At 35.1% G+C, this 15,599-nt stretch carries 24 protein-coding genes; 17 read left to right on the forward strand and 7 right to left on the reverse strand.

The genetic code is table 11. The features are described 5' to 3' along the window. Positions 1 to 74: 74 nt before the first annotated feature. From ABH968_RS01095 to ABH968_RS01120, 6 genes are all read right to left on the reverse strand, one after another. Complete coding sequence (locus ABH968_RS01095) at positions 75 to 539, reverse strand: GNAT family N-acetyltransferase (protein ID WP_370041780.1); 465 nt, start codon at positions 537 to 539, stop codon at positions 75 to 77. A gap of 124 nt (positions 540 to 663) precedes the next feature. After that, positions 664 to 1,221: a hypothetical protein gene (locus ABH968_RS01100; protein WP_370041782.1), complete on the reverse strand. Its 558-nt coding sequence runs from the start codon at positions 1,219 to 1,221 to the stop codon at positions 664 to 666. 160 nt (positions 1,222 to 1,381) lie between these two features. Then, on the reverse strand, positions 1,382 to 1,891 hold the full coding sequence (locus ABH968_RS01105) for a DUF3231 family protein (protein ID WP_370041784.1): 510 nt from the start codon (positions 1,889 to 1,891) through the stop codon (positions 1,382 to 1,384). 746 nt (positions 1,892 to 2,637) lie between these two features. Next, on the reverse strand, positions 2,638 to 3,180 hold the full coding sequence (locus ABH968_RS01110) for a collagen-like protein (protein ID WP_370041786.1): 543 nt from the start codon (positions 3,178 to 3,180) through the stop codon (positions 2,638 to 2,640). Between the two features lie 217 nt (positions 3,181 to 3,397). Then, positions 3,398 to 3,544 carry a YjcZ family sporulation protein gene (locus tag ABH968_RS01115; RefSeq protein ID WP_370041788.1) on the reverse strand — a complete coding sequence of 49 codons (147 nt, stop codon included), beginning with the start codon at positions 3,542 to 3,544 and terminating at the stop codon, positions 3,398 to 3,400. Between the two features lie 305 nt (positions 3,545 to 3,849). Further along, positions 3,850 to 4,236, reverse strand: a complete 387-nt coding sequence (locus ABH968_RS01120; protein ID WP_370041790.1) for a spore coat protein — start codon at positions 4,234 to 4,236, stop codon at positions 3,850 to 3,852. A 362-nt stretch (positions 4,237 to 4,598) separates the two neighbouring features. On the opposite strand from ABH968_RS01120, the gene ABH968_RS01125 reads away from it, so the two are divergent. Further along, positions 4,599 to 5,120: a hypothetical protein gene (locus ABH968_RS01125; protein ID WP_370041792.1), complete on the forward strand. Its 522-nt coding sequence runs from the start codon at positions 4,599 to 4,601 to the stop codon at positions 5,118 to 5,120. Between the two features lie 307 nt (positions 5,121 to 5,427). Here the strand turns inward: ABH968_RS01125 and ABH968_RS01130 are convergent, their stop codons facing one another. Further along, complete coding sequence (locus ABH968_RS01130) at positions 5,428 to 5,547, reverse strand: YjcZ family sporulation protein (protein ID WP_370041794.1); 120 nt, start codon at positions 5,545 to 5,547, stop codon at positions 5,428 to 5,430. Between the two features lie 203 nt (positions 5,548 to 5,750). Here ABH968_RS01130 and ABH968_RS01135 point away from each other — a divergent pair, with 203 nt between their 5' ends. The 16 genes from ABH968_RS01135 to ABH968_RS01210 all read left to right on the forward strand — a co-directional run bounded on the left by ABH968_RS01135 (position 5,751) and on the right by ABH968_RS01210 (position 15,547). Beyond that, complete coding sequence (locus ABH968_RS01135) at positions 5,751 to 6,020, forward strand: hypothetical protein (protein ID WP_370041796.1); 270 nt, start codon at positions 5,751 to 5,753, stop codon at positions 6,018 to 6,020. Between the two features lie 86 nt (positions 6,021 to 6,106). Next, positions 6,107 to 6,370, forward strand: coding sequence for an HNH endonuclease (locus tag ABH968_RS01140; protein WP_370042169.1), 264 nt, complete (start codon positions 6,107 to 6,109; stop codon positions 6,368 to 6,370). Between the two features lie 4 nt (positions 6,371 to 6,374). Next, positions 6,375 to 6,614, forward strand: coding sequence for a hypothetical protein (locus ABH968_RS01145; RefSeq protein WP_370041798.1), 240 nt, complete (start codon positions 6,375 to 6,377; stop codon positions 6,612 to 6,614). Between the two features lie 10 nt (positions 6,615 to 6,624). Then, complete coding sequence (locus tag ABH968_RS01150) at positions 6,625 to 6,933, forward strand: hypothetical protein (RefSeq protein WP_370041800.1); 309 nt, start codon at positions 6,625 to 6,627, stop codon at positions 6,931 to 6,933. A 153-nt stretch (positions 6,934 to 7,086) separates the two neighbouring features. Then, positions 7,087 to 7,590 carry a helix-turn-helix domain-containing protein gene (locus ABH968_RS01155; protein ID WP_075807304.1) on the forward strand — a complete coding sequence of 168 codons (504 nt, stop codon included), beginning with the start codon at positions 7,087 to 7,089 and terminating at the stop codon, positions 7,588 to 7,590. Then, positions 7,568 to 9,223 (forward strand): terminase TerL endonuclease subunit, encoded by a 1,656-nt coding sequence (locus tag ABH968_RS01160; protein ID WP_370041802.1) that lies wholly within the window; start codon positions 7,568 to 7,570, stop codon positions 9,221 to 9,223. The genes ABH968_RS01155 and ABH968_RS01160 overlap by 23 nt, the downstream gene beginning before the upstream one ends. 12 nt (positions 9,224 to 9,235) lie before the next feature. Continuing rightward, a complete protein-coding gene (locus ABH968_RS01165; RefSeq protein ID WP_370041804.1) occupies positions 9,236 to 10,387 on the forward strand; it encodes a phage portal protein in 1,152 nt (383 codons plus the stop codon). Position 10,388: 1 nt separating this feature from the next. After that, positions 10,389 to 11,114: a head maturation protease, ClpP-related gene (locus ABH968_RS01170; RefSeq protein ID WP_370041806.1), complete on the forward strand. Its 726-nt coding sequence runs from the start codon at positions 10,389 to 10,391 to the stop codon at positions 11,112 to 11,114. A 37-nt stretch (positions 11,115 to 11,151) separates the two neighbouring features. Further along, positions 11,152 to 12,339 (forward strand): phage major capsid protein, encoded by a 1,188-nt coding sequence (locus ABH968_RS01175; RefSeq protein ID WP_370041808.1) that lies wholly within the window; start codon positions 11,152 to 11,154, stop codon positions 12,337 to 12,339. 19 nt (positions 12,340 to 12,358) lie between these two features. After that, complete coding sequence (locus ABH968_RS01180) at positions 12,359 to 12,676, forward strand: hypothetical protein (protein WP_370041810.1); 318 nt, start codon at positions 12,359 to 12,361, stop codon at positions 12,674 to 12,676. A 2-nt stretch (positions 12,677 to 12,678) separates the two neighbouring features. Next, the gene (locus ABH968_RS01185; protein ID WP_370041812.1) at positions 12,679 to 12,975 is read left to right on the forward strand and encodes a phage head-tail connector protein; all 297 of its coding nucleotides are present in this window, start codon (positions 12,679 to 12,681) and stop codon (positions 12,973 to 12,975) included. Next, a complete protein-coding gene (locus tag ABH968_RS01190; protein WP_370041814.1) occupies positions 12,953 to 13,336 on the forward strand; it encodes a phage head-tail adapter protein in 384 nt (127 codons plus the stop codon). Before ABH968_RS01185 ends, ABH968_RS01190 begins: the two co-directional genes overlap by 23 nt. After that, positions 13,299 to 13,700, forward strand: a complete 402-nt coding sequence (locus ABH968_RS01195; protein ID WP_370041816.1) for a hypothetical protein — start codon at positions 13,299 to 13,301, stop codon at positions 13,698 to 13,700. Before ABH968_RS01190 ends, ABH968_RS01195 begins: the two co-directional genes overlap by 38 nt. Next, positions 13,697 to 14,110, forward strand: a complete 414-nt coding sequence (locus tag ABH968_RS01200) for a hypothetical protein (RefSeq protein ID WP_370041818.1) — start codon at positions 13,697 to 13,699, stop codon at positions 14,108 to 14,110. The genes ABH968_RS01195 and ABH968_RS01200 overlap by 4 nt, the downstream gene beginning before the upstream one ends. Continuing rightward, the gene (locus ABH968_RS01205) at positions 14,110 to 14,703 is read left to right on the forward strand and encodes a phage tail protein (protein ID WP_370041820.1); all 594 of its coding nucleotides are present in this window, start codon (positions 14,110 to 14,112) and stop codon (positions 14,701 to 14,703) included. Before ABH968_RS01200 ends, ABH968_RS01205 begins: the two co-directional genes overlap by 1 nt. A gap of 232 nt (positions 14,704 to 14,935) precedes the next feature. Beyond that, a complete protein-coding gene (locus tag ABH968_RS01210; RefSeq protein WP_370041822.1) occupies positions 14,936 to 15,547 on the forward strand; it encodes a hypothetical protein in 612 nt (203 codons plus the stop codon). The last annotated feature ends 52 nt before the right edge of the window (positions 15,548 to 15,599 follow it).

Genomic DNA, 15,599 nt, shown 5'->3' on the forward strand with positions numbered 1-15,599 from the left:
TATAAAGGGAGAGTCAAAAGTCGTTGGAGCTGTAATCAACAGCTCCTCACATGATAATGTTCTGTATAGCTTTTTTACTCAAATTCAAAACGCATAGTATGGCTCATATCTTTGAAACCTTGTTTTTCATATAAAGTAATTGCGCCAATATTTTCAGATAATACGTTCAACTCCAAGTAATCCAAATTACGATTTTTCGCCCATTTTTTCGCTTCTAATAGCAAAAATGAACCAATACCTTGATTTTGATGTTGGTTTCCAACAATTATATCTGTAATAAAGGCATATTTATGTTCAACCAGACATGAATATGGTGGAGTCATTATTTCTTGAATGAGCAAAAAACCAACAGTACAGTTATCTATTTCAACTATTAAAATATCTGATTCTTTTTCATTAATTGTATTCTTAATAAACTCTACATCCTGCTTTGCAGGCTTTATATATTTTGGTTGTAAATTTGACATTCCTAAAAAAAGCTCTTGATATAAAACTTCAATTTGATGAATCTCATCTAGTGTAGCAATCTTTATTTTCATATTATACCTCCATTGAGTTTTTTATAGTTAGAAGAGTGACTAATCCAATAATCTAAGCTCTTAAATAACATTCTACAATATTCAGAAATTTATAGACACAATACTTTAAATTTGTTTCTTATAATTAATATAGTTCTGGAGTGCCTAAATTTGATGTGATACAGGTTGAATAACTACACTTAACATTAATGATGTTGAACAATGTGAAGATCGTGTCGGAAAGAAAATGTTCAGTAAAAATTTGTGAGTTATTAGTGAATTTAGATAACTTATCAACTTCTTCAGGAGTAATATTTTTAACCTTATATGAAATGACTGCCTTATTTGAAATCACTTTATACTTTTCTGAAGATTCACCAGGCGGTATACGAAAAGTGATGTTAATTAGTTTAAATGGTGGATTGTGCGCACCTTCAAAAGAAATAACCCTTAAACTAACATCATAGTAGTCATTTTGTCTATTTCTTTCAATTTTTTCGATTCTTCCATAATCGAATAATTGATTATCACCGTATGAAGACATTGTTTCAAGAATTGGTAGACCTAATTCACGTAAAAAGGCTAATTCTATCACACTCGGGGGTTGATCTTGAGGAAAATATTCTATATCTGATTTAGCAAAAGCGGAATTTATTGCCGGGAAACTCATTAAAAGTAACGAAATGATTATTATTTTTCTCATATAAAAAATTCCTTTCAGTATTTGTTCTTGTTATTTGCAAATACAACAATTTTATGTATCTGATTTCGAATAAAAATCAAATTAAACTTACTGAACATTATGAGGAAAATGAAAAACCCCAGTTTATACTGGGGAGACGGTTTGTCAGATTTAATAAATATTATTTTTCTGGATAATCTACATGTAATGGTGGTGGAACTAACCAACCTTTAGTCTTATTAAGACGTAGTAGTTTAGCACCGAGTAGAGCTTTTGCTGCATGGAATTGACCATACATTAAAGCAATATCTTCTCGAGTTGAAGTGCCCATTGCTTGACTGCATGCAACTAATCCAGCAGCAAGGTCTACTGACAGTGCAGCACTAATTTCTGGATCATTAAATTTTGCTCCAGGAGGAATGTCTTCAATTCTTGCTACTGGACGCTCGGGTGGTGCAGGAGGTAAGCCAACGCCGTTAGTTTTTAATACCTTTTCTAACGGTTTCACTTCGTCTCTTAAAAGTTGGATGATATCTTCAATAATTTTTCTTGAATCTTCATCACCAGCGTGATTATAAAATGTTTGATATCCGGCAATTAAGCCATTATTTGTTGCTAGATTTGTCCAGACACTAAAGACTTCACCATAATGTAATGGTTCATCTTTTGGATTTCCACTAAGTATACCCATACTACACTTCCTTTTCTAATTTCTCGCCATTTTTCAAACAAGGATAGTATGGATGAAATAAAAAAAAAAATTCATAAATAAATCAACATTAATGAAGATTATTGTAACAAACAAACTTTTTATTATGTATTAGCGGGATAGCGTTGTGCAAGTACAACTTGGGGCGATGCAATGCAACAGGTTGCTATCCCAAAATGAATATATGTAATTTAAGTTGAAAACATTACAACAATAAAAATGTGTGTAAAACGATGAAAAAAACCATCTCCTTAAGGGAAATGGCGAAATTAGCAAATTGAAAATTGGAAAAATGAGTGATGTGTTATATTAAATGCTTTCTCTATGAATATATCTAGGTTTTTGCCATCTAATTAAAAATAACTATATTCAAAAGGGTCACTTGAGGCAGAGTGACCCGAAGCCAATAAATTTTAAAAAAGGTGCAGAGCTAAGCAAATTTGCTTAACACTTTTATAAATATGTAGTAATAGCAGGTTTTGTATAGTGGATGACCTAGGAAATCGAATTGAAAATAAAAAACCATAACGGTGAGGTCGTTACAGTTTTAAGGTAGTGTGTGTGAAATATTTTTTCTGAACAATATGAGAATTAATCGAAAGATATCGTTCAGTAAAGGAAGAGTGCATAATTATGAAAAGAAAAAAGGAGTAATTCCTGCGCAAAAGGTTAATCACTCCTAACTATGAAATCTATTGAAGTTTTGAAATAAAGAGAGTTTTATATCTCTAGACAATTGGACTTAACATTTTAAGGATAATAGAAGCGTTTACGTTTGTTTGTGTGCCTCCTGCTAAAGTTTGAAGGATTACTGCTGCGGCAGAAGAATGATTCCTAAGTGTAAGAAACCCGCTGGATGGTATAGAAATTATTACCTGACCTGTGTTTTGTTGAGTACCAGCTCCTGAACCATAGACTGCTTGCGTAACCGGTGCACCATTTAAAAATAGTGTGAATTGGTTAGGTTCAACACCTGATACGATGAAAGTAACCTCGTAGATTCCTGGTCTAGTAACAAAAATTTGAGAGGTTCCTGGAGCATGCGTAATCCCCGGTGTAACTATACCTGTTGAATCAAAAATAATATCTGCCTCTACAGCTACAGTTTCAGCACCTAGATTATAGATATAACCAAATTCGCAAAGACCACTACATGCTGTTGGTGTTACAGGAATAGCACCAGTAATTCCACAGAGATCTAAGGCTGTGAATGGTCCTATTTGGCTTCCGCATAAGCAGGAACGTTTATTACAGTTACTACAGTTATCCATTTTTTCACCTCCATTTGTAGTATTTTATTCGTATGAAAAATGAAGTAAAGGGCAATAGGCTACAATCAATTAATAATTTAAACTTCATTATTGGTGTTCTGTTTTACAGAAAATTGGTAACATGGTTTAAATAATTTATATAAAGGTTACTGCACATTTTGAGCAAAGAAACTATAAAAGGGTCACCAGGTTGGAGGCGACCATTAAATCTGAAATGTTAATACTCTCTATGCATGAAAGTAGCGCCGATAATAATTAAAAGAATAAATAGAACAACAATTAAGGCAAATGTTGAACCATTACGATGTCCGCCACCGTAATAGCAGCCATCATTTATGCCACCAACATTTCCATAGTATCCCATAAATATCCCTCCTTTCTACAATATATAATATGTTAGCTGTAGAGAAGGAGTGGGGTGTTAAACGGCATTAAAAAATATATTTTTGTGAGATAAGACAATAAAAAAGGGTCACTTGGGATAGGAGTGACCCTTGGTAAAAAGTTTCGGATGTGTAAGGCTAAATTAGCTTTACCTTACTATTATTATGATGTGATAGCCATGTTTGTATAGTGAATTGCCTGTGAAATAGATTTAAAAATAAAAAAACCGTAGCGTCGTATATAATTCCAACACCTCATCATCTGACAGGTTGGATATTTTATTAATTAAATGAAATTTTGAGGAACACATTCACGAACACCAGAATTTCTCAAGGAGTTAAATAAAGCTGCACTGATTCTTAATAAAACATTGTTATCAGTTCCATTTTCTAAATCATAGATTACGAAGTATGAATTATCTACTGAAAAAATACATTTTCGTTCTAATTTAAATCCAGGTGGTACAGTTGGAAGTTTAAATACAGGTACAATCACAGGTGTATCTCCTTCATCTCTGATAAAATTGAAAGTTTGTTGGTCAATCTCATAGATATTAACTGGATCAATCTCCACACCTTGAGCTGGAATTGTAATTTCATCTTCAACTAATAGGAAAAAGCGTTCGTTTCGAAAATTGAAAAGACTTCTCGCTCCAATTACAAATGATGCCATTTTATATTCACCTCCTATTCTATAGAATATTGTATTCATATCGAATACAGTTGTTTGGACAAAAAGGAAGGTGGAGTGAAGATATAGTAAATATTATTTTTTCAATACTTATAATTAGCCATTTTGTTTCTAGACCGATGTCTATCCTATAGGGTACTTTTGAGTAAAGTAACTATAAGAGGGTCACTTGGGATAGAAGTGACCCTTAGTAACAAGATTCGGAGGTGTAAGGCTAAATTAGCTTTACATTACTATTAATATGTCGTGATAGCTATATTTGTATAGTGAATTGCCTGTGAAATAAATTTAAAAATAAAAAAGCCGTAGCATCGTAACACGCTATAATAATTGGAGGTGTGCTAATGAGTAGTATCGCACAAGAACAAATAGCTGCAATAGCTGAGGTAGCCATTGCAAAGTTTAATGAACTTCAACAAGAAGAAAAAACTAAGAGATTGGATAGACGGCTTTTTAATACGAGAATATTGTTGAAAAATTATCGTCATTTAAAAGTGTACTGTAATGAAATGAAAGAGAATATGGATTTAGAAGATGGGGAGCAAGAGGAAATAATCACTCCTGATAAAGAATACCTTACATTAGAATCCATAAAAAGAAGCGAAGCTCGTACACTTGCTATGATGCGGTTCATAGATAATATGATTAAAGTCTATGAAATGGATTGCAAACACTTAGGAGCAGAAGCGGTACGAAGATATGAAACACTAATGCATTTTTATATAAAAGATGAAAAAATGACATACGTTGAAATAGCAGATTTGCATAATGTTCATGAACGTACAGCACAAAGGGATCTGAAAGAGGCGATTCACTCGATGTCAGTACTTTTATTTGGTACAGATGGGTTGCGGTTACAATTATAGTCGTGTCGTAAAGATGTCGTTTTAAGTGTATTTTAAATATTGTATAGTGTAAATGTAGAGTAATTAGATTTACTTCACATCTATAGTCTTCCAACTAAATAGACGTTCACTGGTACGTCAACACTACTGAGTCACATCTAACAAGGTGTGGCTTTTTTTATGCCTTGAGAAGTTGAGTGCAAAATTGAAAGAGGAAAATTTAAAAGGATCACCCGGAGGATAGTGACCCTTAGTAAAGGTTTGAAAGTGTAAGGTTAAATTAGTATTACCTTACAGTAGTTATGAGCATTATAGGCGGTATTGGGTATTAGTAACCTCTATGCATGAAAGTAGCGCCGACAATAATCAGAAGAATGAATAGTACAACGACTAAAGCGAATGGGTTTCGTTCGCGACGCTCTTCGCGAAATTCTCCGCAGTATTCCATAAAATATCCCTCCTTTCTATAATATATAATATGTATAGTTTTCAAAAGGGATTGCGATATTTATCTTAGGATGCGTTAGAAAAATGTTTAAAAATAAATATGTTAAAAATAGGTATACACTATCAAGAAAAAATATTAGATGTTAGCTAAGTCATATCCAATCGGGTATGGCTTTTTATTATGCCTTGAGAGGTGGTGTGTTCATGCATAAAACCATATCTAAAAGCGTGCGTAGAGCTAGAAAGCAACGTTATAAAAGATTGAGGGAATTACGTAAAGCACGTGATATAGCTAGTCAGGATGCAGTATTGATAAGACGTCGCAAGAAAGAAGTTTGGAAGTTAAAAGATATAGTTACACATTTTCAACATAGAGAACCTTATTTATTCCTAGATGATTTAGCGAAAGAGATATTTAATGCAGATGGTTTTTGGTTACGTCGGGCAACTAAACCACCAAGCAAACAGTTGTAGCTAAAAATTAAATTGCGGAGAGATGAACAATGATTAATGAAGCACGCAAACAAGAACTGATACAGCATATCCTTACTGGTGAGCTAATGAAGTTCTATAAATCAAATGAGTGGATGCAGTTACGACAAGAAGCTTTGAAGCGTGATAACTATGAATGTCAGTTATGTAAAGCAGCTGGTCGCTATCACAAAGCAGAGAATGTTCACCATTTAAAAGAAGTAAAGAAACATCCGCATTTGTCATTGACTCTAAATAACCTACAATGCCTATGCATTAAGTGTCATAACGAAGTACATGATCGATTAGAAGTCACGCAGAAGAATAAATTTTATCAGGATGAGAGGTGGTAGCAGCATGACGTTTGACGAGGCGATTGAGAGTAATGTAACAATCATTGTTATGGATAGTTATCAAGCGATTAAATTAAAAAAAGTATTTCCTAAAGGGAAATTTATGAGTGTTAATACACAAAATCCAGATGGACTACGAGGAATATACATTGCTGAATCGATTCGATTCCATCCAAATATAGAACGAATAAAGAAAGCTTGCCATTACTGGAGAGTGTATTTTGGTAAGGTTCCTGAAGTGTGAGGTGGTAGGGATGCAACTTACTGATGGCACATGGACATATGATACAGATATTATCGATGCTGCAGCTACAAATGAGTGTCGTGATTGGTATGAGCGAGACATGCTGAACGCCTTTACTCGTTACGCCTACTATCGATACAAACAGATAAGAGATTGTGTCAATGCTCGTAAGTGCAAGCACATGACGATTGAGAAGGTACGAGAACAATTGAAAGCGCATGATAAACTTCAGTTCACATGTAATTTGTTATCGATTTCGACAGAAGAAATTTGGTACATCATTGACTTCGCTGATCAGCATTTGAAATACGTAAAATAAATACCCCCCGGTCAAAAAAATTCGGCTTTTTTAAGGGATTCGTTCAACGGGTAGGGTTCATGGGAGAAAATATTTTTTGATTTTCCACGTAGTAATTGCACCCTATGTAAGCGTGCATAAATATTCATGAAGGAAGGTGGGCGGTGAGGATGCATGAAACATGAAATGGCGTATGAAGATTGGCTAAAAGGCATGAAATACAAGGACATTGCTGAAAAATATGGTGTGAAAGAAAACACAGTTAAGTCATGGTATAAAAGATACAATTGGAAAGAAAAAAAGGAAAATAGTGCACACGAAAGTGTGCGTGTTGAGATAGTCGATGCACCACCGTCCATCGAATTAGTACCTAGTCATAATAAATTACGATTACTGATTGAAAGGGATCTAAAAGATCAACTCAAGTTGCGAGGTCTTGATCAATCATATTACATTGATTTAGTCGATGATTATATGGCCCTTTGGGATGTTAAAAATCTCTTAATCGAGGATATTAATGAACGTGGTGTCGTTGTACCTGGCATGTACGTGGAAAAGAAGAATGATAGCGTAGCTGAATTGAATAAGACAAACGCACAAATGTTACGCATACTCGCTGAACTGGGATTGAAAGCAGCGGATATGGAGAATGTGGATGATGAAGATGACGAATTATAAATATCATCCTTACATCGATGATTATATTAACGGTGTCAGAAGCGGAAAGTATATCGTATCTGAAAATGTCAAATTGCTTGTAGAATTAGTGGATCGTAAGCTGCAACAGCCAAATGTAAGTATTGAAACGAATGAAATAACAGAAGCGAAGGAATTTATTGAACGCTATTTCCCATTCAAACTGTATCCAGCACAGCTATTTGTGTTGGCATGTATGGTTGGACTTTTCTATGAAGATGGGACATTAGTATTTAATGAATTCTTTTTAATGTGGGGACGTGGGGCAGGCAAAAACGGTTTTATTGCTGCTATCAGTAAATACTTTATAGCAAAGCAAGGCGTCAGAGGGTATAACGTTGACATTGTTGCAACCTCTGAAAAACAAGCAAAAACCTCGTTTAATGATGTATACGACATTTTAGATGATCGTAAAGAAAAGATGAAGAAACACTTTAAGTGGACCAAAGAAGAAATTAAGCATATAAAATCAAAATCGATATTAACTTATCATACGAATAATGCCAAAACAAAGGATGGATTGCGTCCAGGTGCGATAATTTTTGATGAGGTCCATGAGTATGAGTCGTATGACAATATCAAAGTATTTACTTCAGCTCTTGGTAAAGTGCCACTGGGAAGACGTATCTATATCACAACTGACGGATATGTACGTGGTGGTGTACTCGATGATTTTAAAGCTGAAGCAGACATGATTTTGAAAGGAGAGCTTCCTAACTCGCGAATGTTCCCGTTTCTTGCACATCTTGACGATGAAGAGGAAATGCATGATGTGACCATGTGGGAAAAGGCGAATCCAGGAATCAACTTTTTACCACATTTAAAATCAGAAATGCTGCTAGAGTATGATAATTTAAAAACTAGACCTTCTTTACGAATTGAATTTATAACGAAACGTATGAACATGCCATTTATGTTGTCCGCAAATGGAGTTACGGATTGGCCGAAGTTAGAAGCGGCTAGTAAACCATTGCCAGACCTTACAGGGCTAGAATGTATCGGTGGAGTTGACTATGCAGATATACGTGATTTTGTTGGTGTAGGATTGCTATTTAAACATGAAGGAAAACGTTTTTGGATACATCATACTTTTATCAATCATCGTAGTTTAAAGTTGTATGATTTTAAAGTTGATATTGATTTGGCGGTGCAGCAAGGACTAGCCACTATTATTTATGAAGAAACAAATAGTCCGGAAAAAATCGCCAATTGGTTCGTTGAACAGTCGAAAAAATATCGGATAAAAACCGTTGCAGCGGACCATGTAAAATTTGCTCATTTAGAAGAAAAATTTAAAGACTATGGGCTAGATCTTATTAAGGCGCGCAAAGGTTCACTAACTCACACGATATTAGAGCCAGTTATTGAAGAAATGTTCTCACATGAAAAGATACTGTGGGGAGATGATTTCATGATGCGCTGGTACACGTGGAATACGTATGTGAAACGAGATGGAAAAGGAAATATTACTTATGAAAAAATTGAGCCGGAGTTACGAAAAACTGACGGCTTTTTTGCATTCTTGCACGCGCTGCAGCATGAAAATTTATTAACTGAAAAGCGAATTATCACAAAAGAAAATGTTTCAAAAGCATTTAAAACATACAGCTATTAGGAGGTGAGAGTATTGAGTATGTGGCAATGGGTTAAGAGGTTTTTTAAAAAAGGGCAATTAGAAAGCTTAAAAGATTGCTATTATGAACTGTCAGCTGAGTATTATTACAAGAAACTAGCTGTAGAAACATGTGTAAACTTAATCGCTAATGCCTTATCAAGATGTGAAATTAAGACATTCAAAGAAGGTAAAGCGCACAGAGGAAACATGTACTACGCTTTAAATGTGCAACCAAACCAAAATCAAAATGCAACTGCTTTCTTTCATAAAGCAATCAGAAAGCTTATCTATGATGGCGATTGTTTAATTATTATGCAGAATAACAACTTCTATATAGCTGATAGCTTTAATGTGGAAGAGTTTGCATTCTATGAGAATAAATATTCAGGTATCCAAATTGGTGACTTAACGATGGACAAGACATTTATAGAATCCGAAGTCATTCGTTTGAAGTTGACTGATACAAAAATTCTATCTGTCATAAATGATTTGTATGAATCTCATGGCAGAATGATTGAGGCAGCTAAGAGTTACTACAAGCTTAAAAATAATAAGCGTGTATTAGTAAAAGGTGATTTTTTAAGACCACAAGACGATAAAACGCAAGAAGCAATTGACGATATGTTTGAAACACAATTGAAAAATTGGTTTGATCCAGATAAGAAAAGCGTTGCTTTCCAACTACAAGAAGGCTTTGAACTTGAAGATATGTCAGACGCTAAAGTCGGATTAACAATTGACAGTCGAGACATTAGTAATCTTATAGATGACATTTTTAATTATGTGGCGATGGCATTTCATGTACCACGTGGTCTACTCAAAGGTGATTTAGCGGACATCGATAAACAAACGGACAACTTTATTATGTTTGCCATCAACCCGCCAGCTAAAATGACAGAGGATGAATTTAATCGCAAGGCCTATACAAAAGATGATTATCTCAAACGGACATATTTGAAAATCGATACATCAAAAATTAAAATCACAGACATCGTACAATTGGCCACCGCCTTTGACAAAATGTTCGCAATGGGTGTTTATACAATCAATAATATTCTAGAAGAACTGGGGCATGAGCCTGTGAACGATGAAATTGCAGATAAGCGTCATGTTACGAAGAATTATCAAGATGCAGAGACTGCACTAAAAGGAGGTGAAACTTAACTTGAAAAATCGTTTTAAGCAATTTAAAAATCAACAATATGCTGAACAAATTCCAGAAATTAAAAAGCAACTATCAGCAAAAAATATCAATGCATCCACAACTGAAATTGTCATCTATGGCGATATTGGGGAGAGCTGGTGGTACGATTCTATTTCAGCGAGTGACATCGATGCATTATTAAAAGATGTAACGACTGACAACATTACAGTTCGTATTAACAGTCCTGGCGGCGATGCTTTTGACGGTATTACGATTTATAATCGTCTGAAGGATCATAATGCAAAAGTGAAAATTATTGTGGATGGTTGGGCATGTTCAGCAGCTTCGATAATCGCAATGGCTGCAGACGAATTAAACATGAATACAGGCTCGATGTTGATGATTCATAATGCTTCGACAGGCATTTGGGGTAACAAAGAAGCTTTAACTAAAGAAGCTGAATTATTGACCAAACTAGACGCGTCTATTGTTGATGTATATTTATCTAAAGCTCAAGCGACAAAAGAAGAAATATCTACTATGATGGACAATGAAACATGGTTCACAGCAGATGAAGCTATCGCTATTGGTTTTGCATCATCTACAGTTGTGGAAGACCCAGCCGATGACGACAAAACCAAAACAGATGCAGAAGCATTTAAAAATAGTGTTCTTGCTCAATTTAAACAAGAGCCAGCCCCAAAACAAAATATTTTAACAAAATTCCAACGCAACTCAGATGAGTAGGCGTTTTTATTTTACTCAAAAATAGGAGGTCATTTATATGACAGGTATTAAAAATTTAGATAATGAACCAAAAGTTATCGAAAATAAAGAAGCTCAAGTGGCCGCTTTAAAAGCAGCATTTGAAAGCGCTGATCCAAACGAAGTTGCAGCTCGAATTGTTGAGAATTATGAAAGTAATATGCTACATTTCCAAGATTTAATGAACACGACAATTCGCGAGGCCAATCGTGCAAACGAGCAACAATGGGACAATGCTGTATTAGCATCACGAGGCATACGTACATTGACGACAGAGGAAAAGAAATTTTATAACGCTGCAATTGATGTGCAATCATTTGACGGTGTAGCTACATTAGTACCACCAACTGTATATGAACGCGTATTCGAAGATTTAGCAATGGACCATCCATTATTGTCTCGCGTTAATTTTCAGCGCGTCGGTGCAACTACGCAATGGGTAGTGCGTAAGGAAGGGGCAACAACAGCCTTCTGGGGAGATGTGTGCGATGAAATCAAAGAAATGGTTGACCACGGATTTGAAACAATTGAGCAAGGTATGTATAAACTTTCTGGCTTTTTAGTTGTCTGCAAAGCAATGTTCGAACTTGGACCTGAATGGTTAGATCGTTATGTACGTGCGTTTTTAACAGAAGTTATTTCAACAGAGTTAGAAAATGTCATTGTTAAAGGGACAGGTAAAAAACAACCGATCGGTATGATTAAAAATTTAGCAGGTGCTATTGTGAATGGCGCATATCCAGATAAAGCCAAAGTGACTTTGAATGTTTTCACACCGCAAGAAATCGGTGAAAAAATCTTGGCACCTACAACAAAAGGCGGTACACGTAGTTATACGGGCGTTTCATTAATCATTAATCCGTTCGATTATGCGACAAAATTATTTGCGTATGGGGCAAAGCAACGCGATGACGGTTCTTGGACACATAATAATTTTGCTATTCCTGGTTTGGAAATCATTCAATCGCCAGCTGTCCCATTGAATACAATGATTTCCGGTAAACCGAAAGATTATTTCATGGGGGTAGCTGGTGAAACAAAATTAGAATCTACTGACGTATTACGCTTAATTGAAGATCAACGTTTATATTTAACTCGTCAATTAACAAATGGTCGTCCACTTGATAACGATTCGTTCATCGTATTTGATATTACAAATATGGCTATCAACAACACGACCACAACAAATACACCTGATACACCTTAATCTAGGAGGGATATAAAGTATGATCACAGCAAAAGTAGTAAATCCATTTAAAGCACTTGAACATGATGGCCATATGTATAAGGCTGGTAACACATATCCAGCTGAAGGCTTTACGGCAGATGAGGAACGTGTTTATTTTTTAACAGGTGTGCATCCTAAGTACAAAAAAATCTATCTAGCAGAAGTTATGATTGCCAAGCAGGAAGAACCGAGAGAACAAGTGTCAGAGTTCCCAAAACATGTAGGCGGCGGGCGTTATGAGTTGTCCAACGGCGAAAAAGTAAAAGGTAAAGAGGAAGCTATTGAGGCTGAAAACGCACTAAAAAGCGGTGAATAATCATGCCTGAATTACTTAAAGAATTAAAAGGTCGTTTACGAATTACCTGGGATGATGAAGATCCTGAATTAGAACGTATCATTAATAGGGCTAAGTCTTACTTCGAGAAATTGACGAGTAAGACTTTTTCTTTTGGATTAGACACATGGGAAACAGAGCTATTATTAGAGCGCTGTCGCTATGTTTATAACAATGCAGCAGATGAATTTGAGAAGAATTTTGCAGATGAACTCAAGCGTCTAATACTACATGTCGCTTTAGAAAAGAGGGCTGTCGATGGCGAACAAGAAGATCCGTGATGTTTTAAACGACGGTTATATTCAATATGGTACGAAGGAAACTGGACGGTCCGCGAAGAGAAAACGAATCGGTGAAAAATTTGTTCCAATGGGTCGGCTTGCTTATCAAGAAATGTCGTGTCGTGATGAAGATTATGAAATGGCAAAAGTATTAAGTGCTGTTTTGAGCTTGAAAATTCGCACTCTCTGCCCTCCTCAATTACGCAAATTTGATAAAAGTAAATTAAAAGTCATTGTGGAAGGGACAGAGTACGATGTCATAAAGGTAGATAGTGATCGTGAAAAAACGTATCTCTATTTTTATTTACAGGAGGTGGGAGTACATGAGCAAAACGAAAACCAAGATGCAGGAACAGATTGACGCTTTACTTACAGTGTTAAACACCTTTGATATTCCTGTTTTTGAAGATGATCTAGCAGAGGATGAAGAGGCGCAATTTAAGAAAAATAACTATCATTTCTTTGTTTATGAAACAGGTGACATGAATAAAAATGATGATCAAAAGACTATTAGTCAAGATGTAGTTATCTATTACTATTCAGAAAACCGTGACGATATTGACGAACGTACTGTTGATATTATTATAAAACTTTCTCATATACCTCGTATGTCTTTGAAACGTACACAAAAACAAAGATTAAAAAGAAAAGATACGGATAACTATGTTGATAGAGTTGTATTTTTGTATCAACGAAGAATTGTAACTGGGTGTGTTGAATTATGAGGTCACTAGTTGAATTTGATGATTTAACTTCTTTGGAAGAAAAAATTAGGGCGTTACCAGGTCGGGCTGAGAAAGCCATTAACAAAGTGCTACACACGGATGCTATTGAGATTGCTACAAAAGAAATGTCCAATCTTTTACCCGTTTCAAATGTTGCTAATAAGAGACACGCGAAAGAAAGTAATTGGTCAACAAGTGAGGAACATAATTTGGGGTTTGTTGTGAAAACAAAGGGAGGAGCCGCCAATAAAAAAGGTAGTTTTGGTTACTTGGTTTTCCCTGATGAAGGTCGAGGACCATCGAATCCCTGGGCACAGCATTTTAGTGATCGTTCATTACAGAAATCAACGCCTAAAATTTTAGAGAAATTACATGGCGCATTAGAAGAATTAATAGAGGAGGGCTTATAATGCCAAATCAAGTAATTGAGCAATTTGATGCGTGGAATATCAAAAACGCATCGATTCAGTTTATGAAAGGAAACAAACAAGAACCAGGAACAAAATTTGGTTGTGTGGGTACGATTGCATCTGAACCTGAGACAACCGTTTTATCGAAAAAATGTGGTCGTGCAACAATTGCGGAGAAAACCGTTACACTAAAGCTAAATGTAACAGTTAGTGCCCATGTACCTGTACAAGTTTTACGTGACTATTTCGGTTTATCTAATGAGGATTTAAAGCCTGGTATCTATAGTTATGGCTCCAATTCATTGGGTAAAGACTTTGTATTTACAGCTGATGTGGTAGATGAATTTGAGGACCTCACAAAATTAATCGCATTCCCTAAAGCATCTAATGCGGGTGGCTTTACCATCAACATTGATACGTCCCAAGAAGAGTTAGCGATGCTTGAACTAGCATTTAGTGCAGTTGCTGATGCACATGGCCAATTCTACTATGAGGCGATTACAGCTGAGTTAGAAGATCCAGAAATTGCGGAAACTTGGCATACAAACTTCACACGAAAATTAGTTGAAAAAACTGAACCAGATACACCTTAATGAGCACCGCCTATTGTAGCTTTGTAAAAAAGATTGATTGTTTATAATAAAGAGTGATAACAATTATCTCTTTAGTTAGAAGTGATTTTCAATTAGATATTTATGTTGAATTTGAAAGATTGTGAAGAAATGTACTTAAACTAACGGGGCAGGTTAGTTCATTAAATGATGATAAATAAACTGTTGTAATATTTAACTTATTTTGGACATCTCTTATAATGGAGGTGTTTATTTGAAAAAAGGTGCTGAAAGCAATAGGCTACTTTATTTAGCATTATGTTTTCTTGTTTTAGGAACCATTGTTTATGGTATCCTTCAGTCAAAGGAAACTGATAGTTTAAGCGAGAATTCCTTTTTATCTACGGCAGTACATTATAGTTTAGATAACAATGGCTCAATTTCAAATACTGAAAAAAAAGAAGTAGCACACTTAATGCACGAGACTAACCAAATTTCAAAGGTTCAAATTTATAATGTAAAGGATATACCTCTTGAAAATGTCTTTAATTATGTAGATAATACAAAATCCGATTATGAGTTTAGTCGAGAAATATGGACATCAAATTTGTTGTTTGTTAAGATACTACCTTCGGGAAGTGGGCGTGGTGATTGGTACGTGATAACGGAAAGAAGAAGTTTTCATACCGCAAGTATGTTATGTTTATTTTTAGGTGGGTTTCTTTATTTTATTTTATTTTCTATTTGGGCAATGAAAAATGCCTATCACCAAAATAGACTAAAATTTAGGTGGGTTCTTGCATTTATGTTATTTAACGTTGTTGGATACTTAATCTTCCTTTCAACTAATAAAAACCGTACAAATTCAAATCGTAGCTTTGTTTAATTATTATTGAACTAATGGGGTTCTTTAGTTAAATTTTGATTCACGAAATATC

The sequence above is a fragment of the Lysinibacillus sp. RC79 genome (assembly GCF_041262405.1).
Lineage (GTDB): Bacteria > Bacillota > Bacilli > Bacillales_A > Planococcaceae > Lysinibacillus.